The 17,651-nt window shown below is 67.4% G+C and carries 23 protein-coding genes; 8 read left to right on the top strand and 15 right to left on the bottom strand.

Features of this window, described 5'->3' with window-relative positions; genetic code table 11:
- Positions 1–20: 20 nt before the first annotated feature.
- Both L1088_RS03325 and L1088_RS03330 read left to right on the top strand, forming a co-directional pair.
- Entirely contained in the window at positions 21–575 is a 555-nt protein-coding gene (locus L1088_RS03325; protein ID WP_234553716.1) for a shikimate kinase, read from the top strand.
- On the top strand, positions 553–1,602 hold the full coding sequence (locus L1088_RS03330) for a 3-dehydroquinate synthase (RefSeq protein ID WP_234553717.1): 1,050 nt from the start codon (positions 553–555) through the stop codon (positions 1,600–1,602). Before L1088_RS03325 ends, L1088_RS03330 begins: the two co-directional genes overlap by 23 nt.
- Here L1088_RS03330 and rsmF read toward each other — a convergent pair.
- On the bottom strand, positions 1,599–2,966 hold the full coding sequence (gene rsmF / locus L1088_RS03335) for a 16S rRNA (cytosine(1407)-C(5))-methyltransferase RsmF (protein ID WP_234553718.1): 1,368 nt from the start codon (positions 2,964–2,966) through the stop codon (positions 1,599–1,601). The two genes, L1088_RS03330 and rsmF, sit on opposite strands and share 4 nt — an antisense overlap.
- A 168-nt stretch (positions 2,967–3,134) precedes the next feature.
- On the opposite strand from rsmF, the gene acpS reads away from it, so the two are divergent.
- On the top strand, positions 3,135–3,512 hold the full coding sequence (acpS, locus tag L1088_RS03340) for a holo-ACP synthase (protein ID WP_234553719.1): 378 nt from the start codon (positions 3,135–3,137) through the stop codon (positions 3,510–3,512).
- Here acpS and L1088_RS03345 read toward each other — a convergent pair.
- On the bottom strand, positions 3,490–3,855 hold the full coding sequence (locus L1088_RS03345; RefSeq protein ID WP_038041464.1) for a DUF4870 domain-containing protein: 366 nt from the start codon (positions 3,853–3,855) through the stop codon (positions 3,490–3,492). The two genes, acpS and L1088_RS03345, sit on opposite strands and share 23 nt — an antisense overlap.
- Before the next feature lie 44 nt (positions 3,856–3,899).
- Positions 3,900–4,472: a lysophospholipid acyltransferase family protein gene (locus L1088_RS03350; RefSeq protein WP_038041462.1), complete on the bottom strand. Its 573-nt coding sequence runs from the start codon at positions 4,470–4,472 to the stop codon at positions 3,900–3,902.
- Positions 4,473–4,552: 80 nt separating this feature from the next.
- Here L1088_RS03350 and der point away from each other — a divergent pair, with 80 nt between their 5' ends.
- Complete coding sequence (gene der / locus L1088_RS03355; RefSeq protein WP_234553720.1) at positions 4,553–5,851, top strand: ribosome biogenesis GTPase Der; 1,299 nt, start codon at positions 4,553–4,555, stop codon at positions 5,849–5,851.
- Here der and L1088_RS03360 read toward each other — a convergent pair.
- Both L1088_RS03360 and L1088_RS03365 read right to left on the bottom strand, forming a co-directional pair.
- A complete protein-coding gene (locus L1088_RS03360; protein ID WP_234553721.1) occupies positions 5,848–6,390 on the bottom strand; it encodes a hypothetical protein in 543 nt (180 codons plus the stop codon). The genes der and L1088_RS03360 overlap by 4 nt on opposite strands.
- Entirely contained in the window at positions 6,356–7,114 is a 759-nt protein-coding gene (locus tag L1088_RS03365) for an SIR2 family NAD-dependent protein deacylase (protein WP_234553722.1), read from the bottom strand. The genes L1088_RS03360 and L1088_RS03365 overlap by 35 nt, the downstream gene beginning before the upstream one ends.
- 35 nt (positions 7,115–7,149) lie before the next feature.
- Here L1088_RS03365 and L1088_RS03370 point away from each other — a divergent pair, with 35 nt between their 5' ends.
- Positions 7,150–8,598: an NAD(P)H-hydrate dehydratase gene (locus tag L1088_RS03370; RefSeq protein ID WP_234553723.1), complete on the top strand. Its 1,449-nt coding sequence runs from the start codon at positions 7,150–7,152 to the stop codon at positions 8,596–8,598.
- A gap of 39 nt (positions 8,599–8,637) precedes the next feature.
- On the opposite strand, the gene L1088_RS03375 is transcribed toward L1088_RS03370, so the two are convergent.
- On the bottom strand, positions 8,638–8,814 hold the full coding sequence (locus tag L1088_RS03375; RefSeq protein ID WP_167816950.1) for a hypothetical protein: 177 nt from the start codon (positions 8,812–8,814) through the stop codon (positions 8,638–8,640).
- 63 nt (positions 8,815–8,877) lie between these two features.
- On the opposite strand from L1088_RS03375, the gene thrB reads away from it, so the two are divergent.
- A complete protein-coding gene (gene thrB, locus L1088_RS03380; RefSeq protein WP_234553724.1) occupies positions 8,878–9,756 on the top strand; it encodes a homoserine kinase in 879 nt (292 codons plus the stop codon).
- Positions 9,741–10,481 carry a DUF4388 domain-containing protein gene (locus L1088_RS03385; protein WP_038049589.1) on the top strand — a complete coding sequence of 247 codons (741 nt, stop codon included), beginning with the start codon at positions 9,741–9,743 and terminating at the stop codon, positions 10,479–10,481. The genes thrB and L1088_RS03385 overlap by 16 nt, the downstream gene beginning before the upstream one ends.
- 32 nt (positions 10,482–10,513) lie before the next feature.
- Here the strand turns inward: L1088_RS03385 and L1088_RS03390 are convergent, their stop codons facing one another.
- From L1088_RS03390 to L1088_RS03400, 3 genes are read right to left on the bottom strand one after another with little or no spacing between them, the layout of a single operon-like run.
- Entirely contained in the window at positions 10,514–10,597 is an 84-nt protein-coding gene (locus L1088_RS03390) for a 30S ribosomal protein THX (RefSeq protein WP_038047758.1), read from the bottom strand.
- Between the two features lie 11 nt (positions 10,598–10,608).
- Positions 10,609–10,902 carry a 30S ribosomal protein S20 gene (gene rpsT / locus L1088_RS03395; RefSeq protein ID WP_038047760.1) on the bottom strand — a complete coding sequence of 98 codons (294 nt, stop codon included), beginning with the start codon at positions 10,900–10,902 and terminating at the stop codon, positions 10,609–10,611.
- Positions 10,903–10,960: 58 nt separating this feature from the next.
- Positions 10,961–11,338 carry a hypothetical protein gene (locus L1088_RS03400; RefSeq protein ID WP_038047762.1) on the bottom strand — a complete coding sequence of 126 codons (378 nt, stop codon included), beginning with the start codon at positions 11,336–11,338 and terminating at the stop codon, positions 10,961–10,963.
- Between the two features lie 22 nt (positions 11,339–11,360).
- Here L1088_RS03400 and tyrS point away from each other — a divergent pair, with 22 nt between their 5' ends.
- Entirely contained in the window at positions 11,361–12,662 is a 1,302-nt protein-coding gene (gene tyrS, locus L1088_RS03405) for a tyrosine--tRNA ligase (protein WP_234553725.1), read from the top strand.
- A gap of 98 nt (positions 12,663–12,760) precedes the next feature.
- Here the strand turns inward: tyrS and L1088_RS03410 are convergent, their stop codons facing one another.
- From L1088_RS03410 to ccmE, 6 genes are read right to left on the bottom strand one after another with little or no spacing between them, the layout of a single operon-like run.
- Positions 12,761–13,315, bottom strand: a complete 555-nt coding sequence (locus L1088_RS03410) for a QcrA and Rieske domain-containing protein (RefSeq protein ID WP_038047766.1) — start codon at positions 13,313–13,315, stop codon at positions 12,761–12,763.
- Positions 13,312–14,292: a c-type cytochrome gene (locus L1088_RS03415; protein WP_234553726.1), complete on the bottom strand. Its 981-nt coding sequence runs from the start codon at positions 14,290–14,292 to the stop codon at positions 13,312–13,314. The genes L1088_RS03410 and L1088_RS03415 overlap by 4 nt, the downstream gene beginning before the upstream one ends.
- On the bottom strand, positions 14,289–14,717 hold the full coding sequence (locus L1088_RS03420) for a cytochrome c-type biogenesis protein (RefSeq protein WP_038047771.1): 429 nt from the start codon (positions 14,715–14,717) through the stop codon (positions 14,289–14,291). Before L1088_RS03420 ends, L1088_RS03415 begins: the two co-directional genes overlap by 4 nt.
- Positions 14,714–15,250 carry a TlpA family protein disulfide reductase gene (locus L1088_RS03425; protein ID WP_234553727.1) on the bottom strand — a complete coding sequence of 179 codons (537 nt, stop codon included), beginning with the start codon at positions 15,248–15,250 and terminating at the stop codon, positions 14,714–14,716. Before L1088_RS03425 ends, L1088_RS03420 begins: the two co-directional genes overlap by 4 nt.
- Positions 15,247–17,178 (bottom strand): heme lyase CcmF/NrfE family subunit, encoded by a 1,932-nt coding sequence (locus L1088_RS03430; RefSeq protein WP_234553728.1) that lies wholly within the window; start codon positions 17,176–17,178, stop codon positions 15,247–15,249. Before L1088_RS03430 ends, L1088_RS03425 begins: the two co-directional genes overlap by 4 nt.
- Positions 17,175–17,603: a cytochrome c maturation protein CcmE gene (ccmE, locus tag L1088_RS03435; RefSeq protein ID WP_234553729.1), complete on the bottom strand. Its 429-nt coding sequence runs from the start codon at positions 17,601–17,603 to the stop codon at positions 17,175–17,177. Before ccmE ends, L1088_RS03430 begins: the two co-directional genes overlap by 4 nt.
- Between the last annotated feature and the right edge of the window lie 48 nt (positions 17,604–17,651).

A 17,651-nucleotide genomic window follows, 5' to 3' on the forward strand; every position in this document is an offset into this window, starting at 1 on the left:
TGCCGGGTTAGGATAGGCCAATGGCCCGCCTCGAGGTGCCCCGCCCCGCCACCTTCGTGAGCCTCACCGGCTTCATGGGGGTGGGGAAAAGCCGCATTGGCCGGGAGCTGGCCCGCGCCCTCATGCTCCACTTCATCGACCTGGACCGCTACATCGAACGGCGCACCGGCCTCTCCATCCCCGACATCTTCCGCCACCTGGGGGAGGAGGCTTTCCGGCGCATGGAGAAGGAGGCGGTGCGGGAACTGGTCGCCAAGGACTTTCTGGTCCTCTCCCTGGGCGGGGGCACCTTCGTGGACCCGGAAAACCGGGCCCTGCTCCTGCAACGGGGCCCCGTGGTGGCCCTCTGGGCCAGCCCGGAAACCATCCTGGAGCGGGCCACCCGCAAGCCGGGGGAAAGGCCCCTTTTACAGGTGGAAAACCCCTTGGAGCGCATAAGGACCCTCCTCGAGGCCCGCAGACCCATCTACCAGGAGGCCCACGTGCACGTATCCACGGACGGCAGGAAGGTGGAGGAAGTGGTGGAGGAAGTGGTGGAGAAGCTCTGGCGCTATGCAGAGGCTAAGCGTCCGTAAGCCCTCTCCTTACCCCATCGCCATCGGCGAGGGGGTGCTGGCCCAAGTGGAGGTGCCCCAGGGCCCCAAGGCCCTCCTTTACGACCGCAAGGTGGAGGGCTTCGCCCTGGAGGTGGCCGAGGCCCTAAAGGTGCCCCACCGCCTGGGGCTGGAAGGGGGGGAGGGGGCCAAGACCCTGGAGGTCTACGGCCGGATCCTCTCCTTCCTGGCCCAAAGGGGCTTGCCCCGGAACACCACCCTGCTGGTGGTGGGCGGGGGCACCCTCACCGACCTGGGAGGCTTTGTGGCCGCCACCTACCTGAGGGGCATCCCCTACCTCTCCTTCCCCACCACCACGCTGAGCGTGGTGGACGCCAGCGTGGGGGGCAAGACCGGCCTCAACCTCCCCGAGGGGAAGAACCTGGTGGGGGCCTTCCACTTCCCCCAAGGGGTCTACGCGGAGCTCAGGGCCCTCAAGACCCTTCCCCCTTTCACCTTCAAGGAGGGCCTGGTGGAAGCCTTCAAGCACGGCCTCATCTCCGGGGACGAGGGGCTTTTAGAGGTGGAGGGCCTCACCCCGGAAAGCCCCAGGCTGGAGGCCTACCTGGCCCAGGCGGTGGCGGTGAAGGTGGCCATCACCGAGCGGGACCCCCTGGAAAGGGGGGAGCGTAGGCTTTTGAACCTGGGCCATACCCTGGGCCACGCCCTGGAAGCCGCCACCCACCACGCCCTCCCCCACGGGGCGGCGGTGGCCTACGGCCTCCTCTACGCCGCCCTTTTGGGCAGGGCCTTGGGGGGGGAGGACCTGGTCCCCCTCATCCAGCGCCTCCTCCGCTGGCTCGCCCCGCCTCCCTTGCCCCGGCTGGTCTGGGAGGACCTTCTTCCCTACCTGGCCCGGGACAAGAAAAAGGTCTCGGAAAGCCTGCACTGGGTGGTGCCCCTGGCCCCGGGGCGCCTCGAGGTCCGCCCCCTGCCGGAAGCCCTGCTGCGGGAAGCCTACGGGGCGTGGCAGGCCGAACTGGAGGCGGCAGGACTCGTCCGCCCCTAAAGCCCCAAACCCACGGGCCGCAACACCCCAGCCTTGGCCTTGCCGAAGTCCAGGGGAAAGGCCCCCAGGGGCGTTTGCAAGGCCACCAGGGCCAGGGACAGGTCCTCCCCCTCCCACCCCACCCCCTCCCCGGTGGCGAAGGCCAGGGCCCGGGGGTCTTCCGGAAGCAGGAAAACCTGGGGGAGCTTGGGCCAGGGAAGGGTCGCCCCGAAGGCCAGGGCCAGGGCCTTGGCCGGGCGGAAACGGCCCTTTTGCACCCGGCCCAGGTAGAGCCCGGGAGCGGGGGCCCTGAGGCCGGAAAGGGAAGGAAGCTCCTCCGGCACCAGGTACAGGTGGCCCGCGCGCTCCCAGATGGGCCCTTCCAGGTCTAGACCCGCCTCTTCCAGGAAACCCGCAAGGGCCTTGCGGGCCTCCTGGCTCAAGGAGGGAAGGCGCTCTTTAGGGGGCGTGCCCCAGCTACCCCCCTCCTTGCGGAAGCGGGCCAGGAAATGGCCCTCCCCCTCGAGGCGATGAGGCCAGAGGCGGGCGGTCTTCCTTAGCTCGGGGTTTCCATCCCCCCACTCCGGCACCCCGGGGGCGAAGAGGGGGTGGAAGCGGGCGTCCTCCAGGTGAAACTCGGGGTGCTCCCTCAGGAACTGGGCCACCACCCCCTCGTTCTCCTCGGGGGCAAAGGTGCAGGTGGAGTAGACCAAGACCCCCCCCGGACCCACCAGGCGGGCGGCCTGGGCCAGGAGGGCCTTCTGCACCTCGCTGGCCCTTTTGGGCGCTCCAGGCCCCCAGTGCCGGATGGCCTCCGGGTCCTTGCGGAACATCCCCTCCCCAGAGCAGGGGGCATCCAGGAGCACCCGGTGGAAGTAGGGGCCGAAGGCCTCGGCCAAGGCCCTGGGTGGGGCCTGAAGCACCCCTAGGCAGGCCCCCCAGCGCTCCACGTTCTCCATAAGGCCCCGCACCCTCCTGCTGTCCACCTCGTTGGCCAGCAAAAGGCCCCGCCCCCCCATGCGGGCCAGGAGATGGGTGGTCTTCCCCCCAGGGGCAGCCGCCAGGTCCAAAACCCGCTCTCCAGGTTGAGGGTCCACAAGCACCCCCACGGCCTGGGCGCTTGGCTCCTGGATGTAGTAAAGCCCGGCGTAGAAGAAAGGGTGAGGACCGGGACGGGCCTCCTTTGGGTAGTAGAACCCCTCTGGGCACCACGGGATGGGCCTCAAGGGCCAGGGAGCGATCCTTGTAAAGTCTTCCGGCGTTATCTTAAGGGTGTTCACCCTAAGGCCATAGCTCCTTTCCCCTTCCGTAAGGGACCTGAGGAAAAGGGGAAACTCATCCCCCAAAAGCTCCGCCATGCGGGAGAGGAAGGCCTTGGGCAACACCGGAGTACCCTAGCACAACCAACCCCCCGGGCACAAGCCGAAGGCCCCCTAGAATGGGGCCATGAACCGAGGAGGGCAGAAACCGGGATTTCCCCCTCAGGATGCCGCGGCAGGAAGCTGGCCGGAAAGCCCCCGGGGGCGGGGGGCGTGCGTCCGCCCTGACCCCCAATGATCCGGGCCCTGGGCGCCGACCTGGTGGAGATCGCCCGGGTGCGGAGGCTCCTCGCCCGCCATGGGGAGCGCGCTTTGAGGCGGCTTTTCGCGGAGGAGGAAGTGGCCTACGCCCTCCGCCACCAGGACCCCGTCCCCAGCCTGGCCGCCCGCCTGGCCGCCAAGGAGGCCTTCCAAAAGTGCTGGCCGGAAAGCCTCTCCTGGAAGGAGGTCTGGGTGGGGATGGAGGGGAAAAGGCCGGTTTTGCGCTTTGCTCCCCGGGTAAAGGCCCGCCTCGAGGCGGAAAACCTTTTCGCCCACCTCTCCCTAAGCCACGAGAAAAGCCACGCCCTGGCGGTGGTAGTGCTGGAGGCTAGGGGACCAGCCGGAGGATGAGGGCGTAGCTGTAAGTCCCTCCCCTGCCCGCCGCCAAAGCTCCCTGGACCATGTTCCAAAGGACCAGGACCAGGAGAGCCACGGCCAAGGGCACCGCCACCACGAGCCCCACCACGGTGATGGCCAAAAGGAAAAGACCGAGGCCGTAAAGGGTGTAGCTGATCTGCCCGTTTAAGGACTCCTTGGCGTGAGCCTGCACAAAGGAGCTTTTAGGACCCCAAACCAAGATAGCCAGGGGTAGGAGGATCTGGCCTATGAGGATGAAGTACCCCACCAAGGGAGCCAGGTGGGCCACCGCCGCCCAGGTGCGCTCTGCATCCGTCAAGGGGGTGGGTTGCTCCATAAAACCAGTTTACCAAAGAAGGAAAACCTGAGGCTCCCGCTTGCCTAGGCCACCCCCTCCACCTCGTCCCGGATGCGGATGGGTCCTTGTTTTTCCGGCCTAAGGCCCACCTTGTCCTGGTAGAAGGCCCGGATCTCGGCGAAGTCCCGCCTTATGTCCCCCGTGGGCCAGAGGTAGCCCCCGATGCCCACCTCCTTGCGCCGGAAGTCGGCGTAGCCCAGGGCGATGGGTACCCCCGCTTTCAGGGCCATGTAGTAAAACCCCGTGCGCCAGTAGGGGGCCTGGCTCCGGGTGCCCTCCGGGGTGATGAGGATGGCGATCTCCTCCTCCCGCTGGAAGATGGCCGCCACCTGGTCCACCAGGTTATTCTTGCGGGAGCGGTCCACGGGAATGCCCCCGAGGAGGCGGAGAAGCCAGCCCAAGGGCGGACGGAAAAGCTCCTTCTTGCCCAGCCACCTGGCCCGGATGCCTAAGGCCCAAAGGGCCAGAAGGCCCACGAAGAAGTCCCAGTTGGAAGTGTGGGGCGCCCCGATGAGCACGTACTTCTTGCTGGGAGGCTCGGGCATGTGGTAGCGCCAGCCCAGCCCGCGAAGAACCAAGCCTGCGAGGATGCGCATAACCTCGCCAGTATACCCCCTGTGGTACACTAGAAGGAAGGTGGGGTGGGGTCATCCCACCCCTCTTTTCTGGGGTGAAGATGCACAAGGTCGTGATCGTGGGAAGGCCCAACGTGGGCAAGTCCAGCCTGTTCAACCGCCTCCTGGGGAAAAGGAGCGCGGTGGTGGCCGATGTGCCCGGGGTCACCCGCGACCTCAAGGAGGGCGTGGTGGAAACGGACCAGGGCCGCTTCCTCCTGGTGGACACCGGGGGGCTCTGGTCCGGAGACAAGTGGGAGCGGAAGATCCAGGAAAAGGTGGACCGGGCCCTGGAGGACGCCGAGGTGGTTCTCTTCGCTGTGGACGGCCGCTCCGAGCTCACCCAGGCGGATTACGAGGTGGCGGAGTACCTACGCCGCAAGGGCAAGCCCGTGATCCTGGTGGCCACCAAGGTGGACGACCCTAAGCACGAACACTACCTGGGCCCCCTCTATGCCCTGGGGTTCGGCGACCCCATCCCCACCTCCAGCGAGCACGCCCGGGGCCTCGAGGACCTCCTGGAGGCCATCTGGAAGAAGCTCCCCGTGCGCCACATTGAGTCCGAGCCCGAGGTGGTGGCCATCAAGCTGGCCCTCGTGGGGCGGCCCAACGCCGGGAAGAGCAGCCTCCTCAACGCCATCCTGGGGGAGGAGCGGGTCATCGTTTCCGAAGAGCCCGGCACCACTCGGGACGCCATCGACGTGGCTTTTTCCTTCCGGGGGCAAAACTTCGTCCTGGTGGACACCGCCGGCATCCGCAAGCGCCCCGAGACCCTGGTGGAAGAGCTGGCCATAAAGCGGAGCCTCCGCGCCATCGAGGAGGCGGATGTGGTCCTCCTGGTGGTGGATCCCTTCCAGGTGGGGGACCGGGAACTGAAGCTGGCCAACCACGCCCAGGAAGCCGGCAAGCCCGTGCTCCTGGTGATCACCAAGTGGGACCTGGTGCGCAAGGAAGAGGCCCCCAAGGTGCGGCGTGAACTCAAGGACAAGCTCGCCCACTTCGAGCACCTGCCCCGGGTGTACACCTCCGCCTTCACCCGGCAAAACCTGGACAAGATCTTCGCCGAAGCGGTGCGCCTTTACGAGCTCAACCACACCCGCATCCCCACCGCCGAGCTCAACCGCTGGCTTTCCGTCTGGACGGCCAAGGTCCAGCTCCCCAACTTCAAGGGCAAGCCCCTCAAGATCCTCTACGCCACCCAAGCCGAGGTGGCCCCGCCCACCTTCGTGTTCTTCGTGAACCGCCCGGAGTTCGTCACCCGGGCCTTTGAGAACTACCTGAAAAACCGCATCGGTGAGGACCTGGGCCTAAAGGAGGTGCCCTTCCGCCTGATCTTCCGCGGACGTCGGGAAGAAGGCTAGGGGCGGCTTTCCCGGCGCGCGGAAGCCAAGAGGCCTGCGTCCACCATAAACTCCACCACCACCCCTAAAAAGCGCCTTCCATCTAGAAGAAGCATAAGAAAGGCCCAGATGACTGCTTCCCAAAAGGCCTCCGGGGCCAGTTTATGGGCGTAGTAGAAAGGGGCGAAGGTAGCCGGTACTTGCAGGAGCATGGCAAGGCTTTTCTTGGGATAGCGAAGGAGGAGGACCAGACTCCCCACCGCCCAACTCCAGGCGAAACCTTCCGGCACCAGCCCCGCCCCGACCAGATAGGCCAGGCCTGCCCAGGCAAGCCCGGCATCCACGGGATAATCCCAGGCCGCCAGGGGCGAAGGCCGCCTCGAGGCCCGGGCCAGTACCCCGTCCAATACATCCAGGGTCCAACCCAGGAGCAAAAGGCGCACCACCCCGGCCAGGGCCTCGGGTCCATCCCCCACCCGGAGGAGAACCAGGGCCACCACCCCACCCCTGGCCAAGGTGGCGAGATCAGCGAGAAGCCGGAGTATTCGCGTCGTTCCCATGCACAAGCGCCTGCAATCCCTCTATCGCCCCCATTCTTAAGGAGAGGTGGGCCAAGGGGGTGAGGGGTGTGGGTTCGGGGTTCACCTCAATCAGGTAGGCCCCTGAAGCGTAAGCGATGCGCCCCAGGGAGGCAGCGGGCTCCACCTCGGCGCTGGTGCCCACCACCAAGGCCACATCCGCCTGGGCAAAGGCCTTTTCCGCCTTCTCCCAAGCCCCCTCAGGTAAGAACTCCCCAAACCAGACCACGTCGGGCCGGGCCCTATGCCCACAAAGGGGACAGAAGGGTGGAGGGGTGAAAGGGTCGGGGAGCAAGAACCGATGCCCGCACGCCTCACAGCGGGCCCGGAGGAGGTTGCCGTGAAGCTCCACTAGGTTCCGGCTCCCCGCCAGGGCGTGGAGGCCGTCCACGTTCTGGGTAACCAGGAGGAACTCCCCCCCTCGCGCCAAAACCTCCTCCTCCAAGCGCACCAGGGCCAGGTGGGCCGGGTTGGGAAGGGCCTCCCGCACCTTGGCGATGCGCCAGGCGTACCAGGCCCAAACCTTCTCCGGGTTCCGGGCGTAGGCCTCCGGGGTGGCGTAATCCAGGGGGTTAAACTCCTTCCAAAGCCCCTCCGCATCCCGGAAGGTGGGAATCCCCGAGGGCTTGGAGATGCCCGCTCCGGTGAGGACCGCCACCCGTTGCGCCGCCTGCAGGCGGGCGCGGGCTTCCTCCAGCCGCTCCATAAGGCCATGGTAACGCAGAAGGTATCCTGGAAGCCATGAGGCTCTTCACCCCCGAGGCCATGCGGGAAGCGGACCGCAAGGCAGCCGAGATGGGCTACCCCAGCCTCCTCCTCATGGAGTGGGCGGGGTGGAAGGCGGCGAGGGTCTACCGGGAGCTTTTTGGCCAACGCCCCGCCGTGGTCCTGGCGGGCAAGGGAAATAACGGCGGCGACGGCCTGGTCCTGGCCCGGCACCTCCTCTTGGAAGGTGTAGCCGTGCGGGTCTACGCCGCGGAGGGGCAGGAGGGGGACGCCCTCTTGGCCCGGCAGGCCCTCGAGGCCCACGGGCTGGACCTGCGCCCCCTGGAGGAAGCCGCCTGGGGGCCGGGCGAGGTGCTGGTGGACGCCCTTTTCGGCACCGGGCTGAAGGGGCCCCTGGGGGGCCTTTACGCCGGGCTGGTGGACCGGGTGAACGCCTCCGGCCTCCCCGTCCTGGCCCTGGACCTGCCCTCGGGGCTTCCCTACGCCCCCCACGTGCGGGCCACGGCCACCGTGGCCTTCGCCGCCCTCAAAACCCCCCACCTCCTCCTGCGGGAGGCTTGCGGCCGGCTCTTCCTGGCGGAGATCGGCCTCCCCCGGCACCTCCTGGAGCGGGAGGACCTGCCCGAGGTGGCCACCCCGGAGGCCCTCCTGCCCCTCCTGCCCCAGCGCCCCCTCACCGCCCACAAGGGGAGCGTGGGCCGGGTGGGGGTCTTGGGGGGGTTTCGGGGGGAGGGGCTCCGCTACGCCGGGGCCCCGGTCCTGGCCGCCTTGGGCGCCTACCGCATGGGGGCGGGGCTGGTGCACCTGGTGGCCCCGGAAGGCACCCCCCTGGAGCCCCTCGAGGCCGTCTTCCACCCCGTGGAAGCCCCCGCCCTCCCGTCCATGCGGGTGGAGGCCCTGGCGGTGGGGATGGGCGGGGGGCCTTGGGGGCGGGAGTGGGCGTTGGCAGCCCTTCAGGCCCAGCTACCCACGGTGCTGGACGCCGACGCCCTCCAGCCCGAGGTGGTGGAGGCCTACCGCAAGGCCGGAGTCAAAGCCGTCCTAACCCCCCACGCAGGGGAAGCGGGCAGGCTCCTCGGGAAGGCCCCCGAGGAGGTGGCCCAAGACCCCCTGGCCTCGGCCCAGGCCCTGGCGGGGGCCACGGGGCAGGTGGTGGTGCTGAAGGGCAACCCCACGGTGGTGGCGGAAGGCAGCCGCCTCTCCGTGAACCCCACGGGCAACCCCGCCCTGGCCACCGGAGGCACGGGGGACGTGCTCGCAGGGGCCATCGCCGCCCTTTTGGCAGCTGGCCTTGCCCCCTTTGACGCCGCAAGGCTTGGGGTCTACCTCCACGGCCTCGCCGGGGACTTGCTGGCGGCGGAAAAGGGGGTTGGGCTTTTAGCCCACGAGGTGGCGGAGGCCCTCCCCCGGGCCAGGGAAGCCCTGGTGCGAGGGCAAAGCCCCCTGCCCTTCGCCTGGGTGTAACCCCGGAGCAGAGGGCCCAGCCCAAGGGCAAAGGCCACTTCAGAGGTCGGGCACCTGCTGAGAGCGACCCGTCGGCGGGTACCCGGGGCGAAACAGGAAGAGGGCCAAAAGGACGCCCGCGACGAAGGGATCGGCCACCGCCCCCTCTACCCGACGAGCCAGCTCCTCAGGGAACACGAGGCCAAGGCCAAAGTAGAGGACGGCGAGGGCAAGCAAAGGGACTTCTTCTTGTCAACACCCCAGGAAAGCCCCTGGTATGCTGGGGGCGGTATAGGCCGTATGGAACGCAAAGCCCGCCTCTATGTCCCCGCCACCCTGGCCAACCTGGGCTCGGGGTTTGACGCCCTAGGGGTAGCCTTGGACCTCTACCTGGAGGTGGAAGCCGAACCCGCAAGGGGGGACGCTTTTTTCTACGAGGGCGAAGGCTTCGTGGAGGGGACGGACAACCTCATCCACCAGGGTTACCGGGCGGGGATGCGGGCCTTGGGCCTCCCGCCTGAACCCTTGCGCATCCGGGCCTTCAACCCCATCCCCCTGGCCCGAGGGATGGGAAGCTCCTCGGCAGCCCTGGTGGCGGGGGTGGCCTTGGCGGACTGGTTCGCTGGCGGCAGACTTGGACGGGATGGGGTTTTTCGGGTAGCCGCCAGCCTGGAAGGCCACCCCGACAACGCGGCCCCCGCGGTTTACGGCGGCTTCGTGGCCGCCCTGGCCAACCCACCTCTGGCCATCCCCCTGCCTAAGCCCCAGGGGCTGCGGTTCGTCCTGGGGGTGCCGCCCTACGAGGTGCCCACCCCCCTAGCCCGGGCGGCCCTGCCGGAGAGCGTTCCCCTGCAGGACGCGGTCTTCAACCTGGCCCGGAGCGCCCTCTGGCCCGCGGCCCTTTGTTCGGGAAGGTTAGAGGCCCTCAGGGAAGCCTGTCGCGACCGCCTGCACCAGCCCCATCGGGCCCACCTGATGCCAGGGGTGCTGGAGGCCCTGGAGCGGGCCCTGGAGGCCGGGGCCGCGGCAGCCTTCGTGGGCGGGGCCGGGCCCACCCTGGCGGCTTTGGTGCGGGAGGGGGCGGAGAGGGAGGTGGCCCAGGCCCTCGAGGACTACCGGGGACAAGGGCGTACGCTAGTGTTGAACATCGGGGAGGGATACTTCTGGAAGGAAACCTGAACACCATCCCCCTTGCAGAGCTCCTGGAGCTCATCCACACCAGCCGCCGCTCGGGCGTCTTGGAAGTGAAGGTGGACTACCTGCCCCTCGCCCTGCGCTTCGCCGCCGGGGAGGTGGTGGGGGCAGCCATCCTGGACTGGGAGGGGCTGGAAGCCCTCTTCACCTTTCCCCTTCATCCCCAGGAGGGTCCCTTCCGCTTCCAGCCCGGCCCTGCTCCCCAGGAAAAGCCCCTCATGCCCTTTTCCGCCCTCCTGGGGGAGTGGGCCCGGGTCAACGACGAGTGGGACCGCTTCCGCACCCTGGTGGACTCCCCCAGCCGGGTCCTCGAGGCCATCCGCCCCAAACCGCCCCTAGAAGTTTTTCAGGGTGGCAAGAGCGTGCGGGCCGCGGCTAAAGCCTGGGGGGTGCCCCTCCTCATCGCTATGGAAAGGGCCTACATGGGGGTCAGGGAGGGGGACCTCTACCCCTTGCGCCGCTATGCCTGGTACGCCCTGCGCATCAAGTACCAGGGCCGAAGGGGCAAGACCCTCGAGGAGTTCGGCCAATTGCAGGCCCTACTGGACGGAACCCGCAACCTGGGGGAGGTGATCGCCGCAGGGGTTCCCCTGGACCTGGTGCGCCGCTACCTGGTCCAGGCCCTTTCCTCCGGAGAGCTCGCCCCCCCAGGCCGGGGCTGGCTCCTTCGGGACCTCACCTGGGAGCTGGAAAAGGCGGAGGGCGCCTGAACCGGCGCCCCCTTGCGGCAATGGCCCTTGTTTTACTTCTTCTTGCGGGGACGGTACTTGCCGAAGCTTCCCCGCCAGATTTTGCCCCTACGGGTACGACGGTCGCCCTTGCCCATCCTGGCCTCCTTTAGGCGCTCACCGCGGACAGGAGCTTCTGCACCTTGCGCATCAGCCGGGACTTCCTGCGGGCGGCGGCGTTCTTGTGCAGGGTGGAGCCCTTGGCCGCCTTGTCGATCAGGCTCTCGGCCTTGCGCATGATCTTCAAAGCCTCCTCGGCCTTACCCTCCTGGGCCAGAAGCACCGCCTTCTTGCTGAGGGTCTTGATCGCCGACTTCTTGGCCTTGTTGCGGAGCCGACGCTTCAAAGACTGCCGGTGCCGCTTCAAAGCGGAAAGGTTCCTCTTGGGCTTCTTCTGCGCCATCGTTCTCCCCTTCGTGCCCCTTAGGGGCAGACCAGGCCTAAGTGTAGCACACCCCGCCCTAAGGGGCAAACTTGGTGGCCACCCAGTCGTAGCGCACCTGGCCCTTGGCCTCCACCAGCTGGAAGCGGAGAAGGTACTCCCCTGCACTCACGGGAAAGCGCACTTCCTCCTGGAAACGCCCGGAAAAAGCCCGCTCCCCTACGGGGCGGCCGTCTTTGAAAAGGGCCACGGAAAGCCTTCCCTCCTGCAAGCTTCCCGCCACCTTCACCTTCACCACATCGTAAAGCCCACTGACCCGCAAAGGGTACTCGGCCTGGCCGCTGTAGTTCCAGTACAACACCGGGAGGAAGGGCGGGTAGCCCACCGCCAGCCCGTAGCGCTCCGCGTACCAGTACACGCCTAAGGCCACGAGGACAAGGAGGAGCAGGCTCCGCATTGCCTTAAGTATACTTGGGCTCATGGCGGACCCCAAAGGGCTTTCCCCGGAAGAGTCCCTGGCCCTCCTCAAACGGGGGGCCGAGGAGATCATCCCCGAGGAGGAATTGCTGGAAAAGCTTCGGGAAGGTAGGCCCCTCGTGGTCAAGCTGGGGGCTGACCCCACGCGGCCCGACCTGCACCTGGGCCACGCGGTGGTCCTGCGCAAGATGCGCCAGTTCCAGGAGCTGGGGCACAAGGTGATCCTCATCATCGGGGACTTCACCGGGATGATCGGCGACCCTTCGGGGCGGAGCAAAACCCGCCCGCCCCTGACCCTCGAGGAAACCCGGGAAAACGCCAAGACCTACGTGGAGCAGGCGGGCAAAATCCTCAGGCAGGAGCCCTACCTCTTTGAGCTCCGCTACAATTCCGAGTGGCTGGAAAAGCTCACCTTCAAAGAGGTGGTGCGCCTCACCTCCCTCATGACCGTGGCCCAGATGCTGGAACGGGAGGACTTCAAGCGGCGCTACGAGGAGGGCGTGCCCATCTCCCTGCACGAGTTCCTCTACCCTTTCGCCCAGGCCTACGACTCCGTGGCCATCCGGGCCGACGTGGAGATGGGGGGCACGGACCAAAGGTTCAACCTCCTGGTGGGCCGGGAGGTGCAACGGGCCTACGGGCAGACCCCCCAGGTGGCCTTCCTCATGCCCCTCTTGGTGGGCCTGGACGGGCGGGAGAAGATGAGCAAGAGCCTGGACAACTACATCGGGGTGGCCGAGCCCCCCGAGGTGATGTTCAAGAAGCTCATGCGGGTGCCCGATGCCCTTTTGGAGGGCTACTTCCGCCTCCTCACCGATCTGGAGGAGGGCGAGATCCAGACCCTCCTCAAAGCAGGCCCCGTCCCCGCCCACCGGGTCCTGGCCCGTCTTCTCACCGCCGCCTACGCCCTGCCCACCATCCCCGCCCGCATCGACCGGGTCTTTTATGAAAGCCTGGGCTACGCCTGGGAGGCCTTGGGCAAGGACAAGGAGGCGGGGCCGGAAGCCGTGCGCCAGGCGGAGGCCCGCTACGACCAGGTGGCCAAGGGGGGAATCCCCGAGGACCTCCCCGAGGTGGTCATCCCCCCTTCCGAGCTGAAGGAGGGGCGCATCTGGGTGGCGAGGCTCTTCACCCTGGCGGGCCTCACCCCCTCCAACGCCGAGGCCCGAAGGCTCATCGGAAACCGGGGCCTGCGCATCGACGGGGAGCTGGTGGAAGACCCCGGTCTGGAGGTGGAGCTCTCCCGCCCCCTGGTCTTGCAGCGGGGCAAGGACCGCTTCGTGCGGGTCCGCCTGGAAGACTAAGCACCCGCACGCAAAGGTCGCCCCATCGGCAGAAGCCAAAGCGGCTTGCTTATGGCCTCTTTGGGGCCCCCGTCGTGCCGCAAGCCACGACGGGGTACTTAGGCACCCTCCATGGGCCTGAGGGGCACCTCGTGCCCGGTGGCGTAAAGGGTATCCCCCTCCAGGGCCAGCCGCAGGCGGGGCAGGGGGTAGCGGGGAGGGCCGTAAATGGCCTTCCCGGCCTCCAGGGGGTCAAAGGCCCCGAAGTGGCAGGGACAGCCCAGGAAGGGCCGCTCGTAGCGGAAGTTGTAGAGGATGGAAGCCGCCTCAGGGTCCGGCACGTAGTTCACGGTACACCCCTGGTGGGTGCAGATGCGGCTTAGGGCCAGGTAGTGCTCCTCCCCCAGGGAAAGCCCTCCCAAAACCGGCTCGGGCAGGCGGAGGAGAAAAGCCTTCAAGGGCCCTAAGGCCAAGGGATACTGAAAGGGCTTGGCCTGCCAGACCCCAAGCTCCCCCCGCCGGGCCACGGCCACCCTTGGCCCCTCCTTCCAAATGGGCTCTCCCACCCCGGGCCTCGGGCGGAAGCGGAGGTTGTAGGTGCGCACCCCAAACCAGGCGAAGAAGCCCCCGGCCACGGCCACGGGCACGTAGAAGAAGAGGTCACGCCGCCTCATAGCCCGGAAAGGTAGTCCAGAAGAGCCCTCAGCTCCTCCTCCCCCAAGGACACCGCGGGCATCTGCCCCCGGCCCTTGAGCACGATCTCCTTCACCGCTTCCGGGGTCTTCAGGATGGGGTTGCCTTTGAGCTTGGGCCCAATCCCCCCCTGGGCCTCCGCGCCGTGGCAGACGGCACAACGGGCTTGGTAGACCGTTTGCCCATCCCCGCCGCCCTGGGCCTGGGCGCGGGCCATGGCGATGAGGCCCTCCACCCTTTCCCTGGCCTCCCCGCCCGCCTCCAGGTACCGCTCCCAGGCGGCGATGGCCTCCTGCGCCTGGCCCTTCTGGAAGTAGATGTTCCCCAGGAAGAGCCACCCCTCGGCGGCCTTGGGGTCGGCGTGCTGGGCGATCTGCAGGAACATCTCCGCCTCCTCCAGCCTCCCGCCCATGAAGAGGAGAATCCCCACCCGGCGCACCGCCTCCACGTTCCTGGGGTCCTTTTTCAACACCTCCAGGTAGGCCTCCGCCGCCTGGTCAAAGGCCTGAAGCTCGTAGGCCCGCCTTCCCCAGGCCAGAAGGTCCTCCACCGCCCCCGTCCGTTTGGCCTTGTGCTGAAGGGCCTTGAGCTCCCGGGCCTCCGCCCTTTGCGTCACCGTGGTTTCCCCAGGAAGCCTGGGCAGGGTGTAGCGCCAAAGCCCCACCCCCAGGAGGACCACCACCCCTAGGGCCAGGGCCACGGGCAGGGGGTTGAAGGGGCGGGGCTCGGGGGGGCGCCAGCCCTCCAGGGCCCTTTCCAGCTCCACCACCCGGGCTAGGGCCAGCTTCTTCTCCTCCCCCTCGAGGTTCTTTACCTCCTCCCTCAGGACCTCGAGCTCCTTGAGGAGCTCCTCCCGTCTAGGGGGTTCGGGAAAGGGCTCCTTGAGTCCCCAGAGGGGCCTTAAAGCGAGGAAGAGCCCCAGTAGGAAAAGGGCCAGGAAGATCAGGGTGGCCATCATGTGGGAGGCTCCTTTAGGCGGCGCTCCGCCTCCTCCAGAAGCTCAGGAGGCAAGGGTTTCTTGGGCCGGAAGTAGGCGAAAAGCCCCAGGCCCAAAAGGGCAAGACCCAAAACCGGAAGCACCCAGACCCAGAGGGTCACCCCCCGCCTGGGGGGCGCGTAGAGGATCCACTCCCCGTAGCGCTCCACAAAGAAGGCCTTGATCTCCTCTTTGCTTTTCCCCTCCTCAAGCATCTCGGCGATGATGCGGCGCATCTCCACCGCCACCCCGGAGTTGGACTCCGCCGCCGACTCCCCTTGGCACACCGGGCAGCGCAGCTCCCTGGCGATGGCGAAGACCTCGGGGGAGAGGTCGGGAGGCGGGGCCGCGGGCTCCTGCGCCCAGGCGGAAAGGGCCAGGAGGGCTAACAGCAAGAGGAACCTCACGGAAGCACCTCCTTCAGGTACTTCTCCAGGGTAGCCGCATCGATGGCCCCCGCGTGGCGGGCCACCACCCGGCCCTCCCGGTCGATGAAGAACGTCTCCGGAACGCCGTACATGCCGTAATCCACCCCCACCCGGCCCCTGGGGTCAAAGACCTGGGGGAAGGTTAGGCCAAACTGCTCCCCAAAGCGCAGGGCCTCGGCCTCCTTGTCCTGGGTGTTCACCCCCAGGAAGAGCGCCCGGTCCCGGTAGCGGCGCCAGGCCTCCTCCAGCACCGGAGCCTCCTCGTAGCAAGCGGGGTAGCACCAGCTGGCCCAGAAGTTGAGCACCACAGGCTTTTGGCCCAAATGGTCGGAAAGCCTAAAGGTTTCCCCCCACTCCCCCCGATAGGGCGGAAGGACCGGAAGGGTGAATTCAGGAGCGGGCCGGCGCTCCTTGGCCAGGACCGAGGGAAGCTCCTTAGGGTTGCGCTGCATCCCCCAGTAGAAAAGCCCCCCCAGGGCCAGCACCACCAAGATCCAAAGCCAGCCCCTCACGCCGGGCTCACCCCCCTCGCCTCCTCAGCCCTCCCCACAGGCCAGAGGATGTAAAGGGTACCTAGGGCCATGAGAACCCCTGCCACCCACATCCAGAAGACCAGGGGGGTCACGATAAGGCGCAGCGAGGCCCACTCCCCCTTCTCCCGATCAAAGTCCATGAGGAGGAAGTAGTAGTCGTTGCCCGGGGTGTAGACCACCTTAGGGGCGGGCAGGGGGGAGTTCATCTGGGGGTAGAAGTGAAGCCGGGGGCGCACCTCCCCGAAGCGGTCGGTGCGCAAAAGGGCTTCCACGGCAAACCGCCGCCCCTCGTCCAGGGCCCGCACCCCCATGAGCTCCATCCGCACCCCGCCCGCCTCCCAGGCCTGACCCCGGTAGAGGGTCTTCTCCGCCTCGAGGCGGTAGGTCTGGCTGAAGGCGATGCCCAGCCCCATCAGGGCCACGGCGAAGTGGACCACCAGGCTCCCCACCCGCCTGTGGTTCTCCAAGAAGCTCCAAGGAGAAAGCCCCGCCCTCACGCGAGCCACCACCCCCTCCCGCACGAGGAGGAAGATAGCCAGAAGGTTGTACAGGAAAAGCCCCACCGCCAAGGAGGCCCCCAAGGTGTAGCCCCGGAGGAGGCCCAACAGGGTACCTAAGGCCAGCACCGCCAGGAGGAAGTACAGGTTGCGGAAGACCTCAGGCCTGGGCCTGCGCCAAGGGAGGATGGGCCCCACCCCCATGAGGAGGAGGATGCCTGCCCCAATGGGCGCAGAAAGCTGGTTGAAGAAGGGCGCCCCCACGCTCACCTTGGCCCCGGCCAAGGCCTCGGCTAGCAAAGGATAGAAGGTGCCCAACACCACCACCAAGGCCCAGCCTGCGAAGAAAAAAGCCCCGAGGAGGAGGGCCCCCTCCCGGGAGAGGGGCCGGAAAACCGCGGTGTCCCGCACCTCCCGGTTCACCCGGGAGAGGAGGCCGAGGCCCAAAGCGGTGGCCAGCAGGAAGAAGCCCAAGAAAGCAGGCCCTACCGGCCCCTCGGCAAAGGCGTGCACCGACTGGATCACCCCGCTGCGGGTGAGGAAGGTGCCCAACACCGTAGCGGCGAAGGCCAAGGTGACAAAGGCGAAGTTCCAGGCCTTAAAGGCCCCCCGGGTCTGCTGCACGATGGCGGTGTGCAGGAAGGCGGTGGCGAGGAGCCAGGGGATGAAGCTGGCGTTTTCCACCGGGTCCCAGGCCCAGTAGCCGCCCCAGCCCAGAACCTCGTAGCTCCACCACATCCCCGCCACCTTGCCCGCAGTCAGAAAGCCCCAGGCGATGAGGGTCCACCACCGGGTCTCCTCCACCCAGGTCTGGTAGCGGCGCACCCCCATGGCCGCCACCGCGTAGGCAAAGGGCACGCTCAAGCCCACGAAGCCCAGGTACATGAGCACCGGGTGGACGGCCATCATCCAGTGGTTCTGCAGGAGGGGGTTGGGCCCCATCCCGTCCGCCGGGGGGTTGGGCAGGGTCTGGAAGGGGCTGGCGATGGTGGCCATGACCCCAAAGAAGAAGACCTGGATGCCAAAAAGCACCGCCAGGACCAAGGAGGCCCGCCAGGGGTCCAGGGCCCGGCGGCTGGCCAGGAGGGTGTAAAGGGTCTGCAGGAGGCCCCAGAGGAGGATGCTGCCCTCGAGGGCCGCCCAAGGCGTGACCAAGGTGACCCACAAGGGATCCTTGAGGGTGTGGTTCCGAGCCACGTAGGCCACGCTGAAGTCGTGGGTGAGCAGAGCCCACTCCAGGGCCAAAAAGGCAGCCAGAGCCGCAAAAAGGGCGGGGAGGACCAAGGCCTTTGCCCCCTTGAGGAAGCGCCCATCCCCTTGAAAGTAGGCCAGAAGGGCCATGGCCAAGCCCAGGAGGCTGAAGGCCAGGGCCAGGCTCACACCCAGGTTGCCGAGAAGCGCCGGGGTCACTTGGCCTCCTCAATGAGCTTGCGCACTTCCTCCGGAGTCCAACCCTCCTTGGGAGCCTGGTAGGTTTCGGAGTGTTTCACCAGGAGGTTGGTGCCCTGGAAGTGGTCGCCCTGGAACCGTCCCTCCACCACCACCCCCTGCCCCTCCTTGAACATCCCCGGGGGCGTGCCCTTGTGCACCACGGGCACCTCGGCTACCCCGTCGGTGAGGGTGAAGCGGAGCTCGAGGCGGTCCTTGTCGTAGCGCACCGTGCCCTCCTTCACCAACCCACCCAAGCGCACCGGGCGGTTCTGGTACCGGGCCTGGTCTTGCAGGTACTCGGAAGGGGTCAGGAAGTAGACCAAGTTCTGCCCCAAGCCCCCGAAGATGAGGTAAGCCAAGGCCGCCAGGATGACCACCAGACCCAGGAGGTACTTGCCCCTCATTTGGCCCTCCGGTAGCGCCAGAAGAGGTAGGCCAGATAGCCGAAGACC

Source organism: Thermus caliditerrae (genome assembly GCF_021462525.1).
GTDB lineage: Bacteria > Deinococcota > Deinococci > Deinococcales > Thermaceae > Thermus > Thermus caliditerrae.